1 protein-coding gene is annotated in these 262 nt (G+C 37.4%); it reads right to left on the reverse strand.

The window, feature by feature from the left end; all coding sequences use genetic code 11:
• A partial coding sequence (locus SB756_RS31390) for a DUF2721 domain-containing protein (protein WP_410913409.1) occupies nt 1-262 on the reverse strand: 262 nt, incomplete at both ends.

A 262-nucleotide genomic window follows, 5' to 3' on the forward strand; every position in this document is an offset into this window, starting at 1 on the left:
GTATTAAACTCAATAAAAAGAGCAAACATAGACAAGGTACATAATAAAAAAGAGCCTACACCGTAAACTTGCATGGTTCTTATGAGCTTTATGCGCTTTCTTAAATTGGTAATTTGCGCAACCACCACAGGGCGAATTGACTCGCCTTCTCTGGCATTTAACTCTCTTATTAATTGCGCAAGTACTAAAAATCGGTTTGTATAAGCAAGAAGTAACAAAGATATAGCTGGAAAAAGTAGACCCGGAGTTGTAAGTGTCATGC

The organism is Pseudomonas sp. SIMBA_068, from assembly GCF_046534705.1.
GTDB classification, from domain to species: domain Bacteria; phylum Pseudomonadota; class Gammaproteobacteria; order Pseudomonadales; family Pseudomonadaceae; genus Aquipseudomonas; species Aquipseudomonas putida.